Genomic DNA, 3,916 nt, shown 5'->3' with positions numbered 1-3,916 from the left:
AGCACCTCGCCCATCCGGCTGACCAGTTCGGCCTCCTCTTCCATGTTGGTGACAACCGCCGCCGTGTGCGGCAGTCGTTCCATGCCCAGGAAGGTGGAGCCACCTTTGAAGTCGGTCAGCAACAGGTTGATCTGGTCCGGATGATGTGTGGCCGCAAGCGAAAGGATCAGGGTCCGTAAGAATTCCGACTTACCCGATCCAGTCGTTCCGATCAGCATGCCGTGTGGTCCCGCGCCGAACTCGGCGCCCTCCTTGATGTCGAGATACATGATTTCGCCGGTTTTGAGCTCGTGCCCGAACGGAATTCGCAGCCGGTCATGGTCGGAGTCGCTGAACATCCGCCAGCGACTCGGTAACACCTCTTCGACCGACTGCGCTCCGACAAGTTGATGCCACTCGGTCGAGACCTTCTTCTGCACACGGGTGGTCTTGTCGATGATGGTCCCGGTGATCGACCAGCCGGCAAGCTTTCGCGCGATACGGGTGGCCAGTTCCGGTGACACCTGGTCGGTCGCCGACGTCACCAACCGGAACGTCTGATTGGGCAGCCGGTCATCGGCGGTGCCGTCTTCGTCGAGCCTGAGTCGGTAGGCCGAACCGCGATGGTTGCCCAGCGTTATCAGCGTGACGCCGGCGCGCCCGTCGACGGGAAAGCCGGCGCTGCCCCCGGTCAGATCGATCACCACGACGTAGGGCCCCCCCGGGGCGGCATCCGGTGTGTGCGGCCCCCGCGCGGTCAAGTCACTCAAACCGTCGGCGCGGGTGAAGATCATCCGAGTCGGCCCGGCGACGTCGGTGTCTGTCTGGTGCTGGACGTGGGGAAGCCATTTCAGCCACGACCATTCCGGGTCCTCCGGGTTGTCGATCAGCACCCGAATCTGCATCAGGTCCGGCGGGTGGAAGACCGCCAATTGGCAGATCATCGCCCGCAGCAATGCGGCCGCGCGCTGCGGGTCGCCACCGACGGCGATGGTCGGAAATGTCTTGAGTTGCACCAGCTTCGGGCAATCGTGGATGAGCCCGTGGGTGCGCAGAAACTTCAGCACCCACATGTGGCTCACCGGCTCCAAGTGCGGCTGCGGCGCGGCATCGGGGCCCGCCAGTTCCCCGCCGAGCGCCGGCTTTAGCAACCGGTCGACCGCCGGTTCCGTGCCGAGCCCGATCCGAACGGCGGCGAAGAAGTCGGCGTTCGCCGGCCGCGACCACTGCCGGTGCGTGCCGATCAGCGAAAGTAGGTCCTCGGGATTCGGTGCGTGGTAACCGAAGAACGTCACCTGAGCACTCGCCGAAGACGTCACTCGCGTCCGCAAGCCGGCCAGGTAACGCAGGTATTCCTTGCGGTCGGCGTTGATTTCGGGAACCTTCTTGCCGCCGGGCCCGCCACCGGCCATGAAACCCACGGTCGTCATGATCATCATCAGCGGCATCATCAACATGTACGGCGACAGCTGCCGAACGCCGGTGAAGACCATGATCGCGATCATGCCGAGCATGCCGCCGGCCATCACGTAGGGCAGTACCTTCTGCACGCCAGACGGCGGGATTTCGACACCGAGATCTTCTGGCGGGGTCACACTGATCTCGCCCGGCGTCAACCGGGGCCCGCGTTTGACGGTCGGAGTGAATTTCTTGGTGGTCATCAGCCCTCTCCCGCTTCGAGTTTCCGCGGCTTCGGGTCCGGCGGCAGCGTGTCATGCGCCAACAGCGCCGCCGACTTCGATAGCACCGGTCCGTCCACCAGTAGTCGGACGACGGCCCAGGGCGCATTCTGCGGCGCGGTCAGCCCCAGTGCTTTGGCCGTCTGCAGATCTGGAATCCCGTACCGAACTCCCTGTGGGTCAACGTAGTAGAGCGCTTCACCATGCTTTGGATCCGGCGATTGAAGCTGAATGAATTTCCCGCCATCGGTGTAAACCGTTGCGGTTCCGTCGATCTGCTTGATGCCGGTGTTCATCGCTGTCGGCGGAAGCGGCAGGTGCCGGCCGGTCAGCACGGCCGTCTGCGGCGCCTGGTCTCCAGGTTCGCGTTCCCACGACCAGCACAAGGTCGGCGCGTCCTGCCGGGGCACGATCGCCACCGCCTGGTCCGGTAGCGGCGATGCGTACACCCGTTCTGCAATCTTGGCGACCAGGCTCGACTCAACCAGTGGCGGGGAGAGCAATCCGTAGGAATTTGTCGCGCGCAGCGCCGCCGCCGTTGTCGCGTTCACCCGCGCCACCCCGTCCGGCAACACGACGTAAGCCCGTGGGCCGCCCTCGCTCTGCGCCTGGAACACCGCGCCGATCACCAAATTGGGCGGCAGCCCGACCGAGTTGGGCGTACCGGCGGCGGGTACCGGCGGCAATTGCCACGGACCGACGTCAGGCACGGCGTTGTAGACGCCCTCCGAGATCGGGGTGGGTTTCGCGGTGACCGGGATACCCACCGAGGAGGCGACGGCGCGGTCCATCAGATCGACCACGTGGCGACCGCTTTTGGTGATCACCCATTCTCTGCCTTGGTAGGAGGCCAGCAGCGCCTGATTGGGCTGCACCGGACCGATCGCGGCGTCTGTTGTCAAAGGCATTGCGATTACTGATGTTTCGACCGTTGGAGCAACACTGGCCGGGTTGGCGACGGTGTCGCACAGTGCCCAGCTCGACACGGTGTCCGCCGAAACCGGGGTGGCATAAGGCGCGCCCGGGATACCGATCCGCTGCCCCTTGGGCATCTGGTTCAGTTCCTGTGATTTCACCGCCGAGGGGTTGCCGGCGTTACCCAGCACCAGCCGGGCAGACGTCAAGTTGTAGACCGGATGCAATTCGCCCGTATTCGGCATCACGACATAGAGCTGGTTGGTCGTTCGGTCGACGAGCAAGTTGTCGCCGCTGCGGCGCCCGAGCGGCTTGAAGTACGCCAGCAAGCCTGCGCCCAGACACACCAGCACGGCGAGCAGAATCCCAACGCCCACCGATCGGCTGTAGAAGGCCAGCGGATCGTCGAACATCCGGGTGTCGCGTCGCACGACCGCGTGTTCGACGCGGCGCAGCAAGAATCGCCAGCCGCTGACTTGGACTTTCGTGGTGAGCCGGAATCCCGCCATTGGCTAGGCGCCGATGTTCAATCGTCTGTGCACGGCCGCAATCGCCTCCGCCATGTCGTGGTCGTTGATTCGCTGCAAGCGGTCCACGTCGAGGTCGTCGATGTTGATGGACTGCGCCAACCGCATGTCACGGTATTGCTCTGCGGACTCGACCAGTTGACGCGCGTACCGGCCGTTGCCGGCGACGTCGAGTGCTGGTTTGTCCCCGACCGAGCGTTGACTGAGCAGCTTCGCCGCCTCGAGGAGATGGCCGCACGCCTCTTCGCTGAGTGTCGAGTCATTGCCTTCGGCAATGACTTTCGCGATCTCGAGAATCTCTTCCGGGGAATACGAGTCGAACTCGATCCGCGTCGAGAACCGCGATCGCAGGCCGTCATTGGCTTCCAGCAACCGATCGATGTCTGAGCTGTAACCCGCGATGATCACCACCAGACGGTCGCGGTCGTTCTCCATTCGCGCCAGCAAGGTGTCCAATGCCTCGGTGCCGAACGGATCTGCGCGCCCGTCACGCTCTTGCACGAGCGTGTACGCCTCGTCGATGAACAGCACTCCGCCGACGGCCCGGTCGATCGTCTTGGCGGTCTTGACCGCTGACTGGCCCTCGTATTCGGCGACGAAGTCTTTGCGAGACGTCTCAACAAGTTTCGGCTCGGCGATAACCCCTAACCCCGCCAGGATGTTGGCCACCACCCGCGCGATCGTCGTCTTACCGGTTCCCGGCGGTCCGGCGAAGATCATGTGCTTGCTCGCCTGCGCGACCTTCATCCCCTTGGCAGCCCGGATCTTCGCCATTTGGGTTGCGGCGCGATATCTTTCGATTTGCTCCTTGACCCG

The 3,916-nt window shown here is 64.1% G+C and carries 3 protein-coding genes; all 3 read right to left on the bottom strand.

Annotation, left to right across the window (positions count from 1 at the left end):
- The coding region (gene eccCa / locus AC2VOG_RS17885) for a type VII secretion protein EccCa (RefSeq protein WP_486941185.1) at positions 1-1,640 on the bottom strand (1,640 nt) is incomplete at its 3' end.
- The gene (eccB, locus tag AC2VOG_RS17880) at positions 1,640-3,082 is read right to left on the bottom strand and encodes a type VII secretion protein EccB (protein WP_486941184.1); all 1,443 of its coding nucleotides are present in this window, start codon (positions 3,080-3,082) and stop codon (positions 1,640-1,642) included. The genes eccCa and eccB, both read right to left, overlap by 1 nt.
- A gap of 3 nt (positions 3,083-3,085) precedes the next feature.
- On the bottom strand, positions 3,086-3,916 hold an 831-nt coding region (locus tag AC2VOG_RS17875; RefSeq protein ID WP_486941183.1), incomplete at its 5' end, for an AAA family ATPase.

It is taken from the genome of Mycobacterium sp. TH-M11 (assembly GCF_057473725.1).
The sequence above is the reverse complement of the archived record's forward strand: the minus strand, read 5'-3'. Positions and strand labels throughout refer to the sequence as shown.

Bases quoted from the DNA above. Each gene is read 5' to 3' on its own strand.
- eccB (WP_486941184.1), bottom strand. From the start codon at position 3,082: ATGGCGGGATTCCGGCTCACCACGAAAGTCCAAGTCAGCGGCTGGCGA.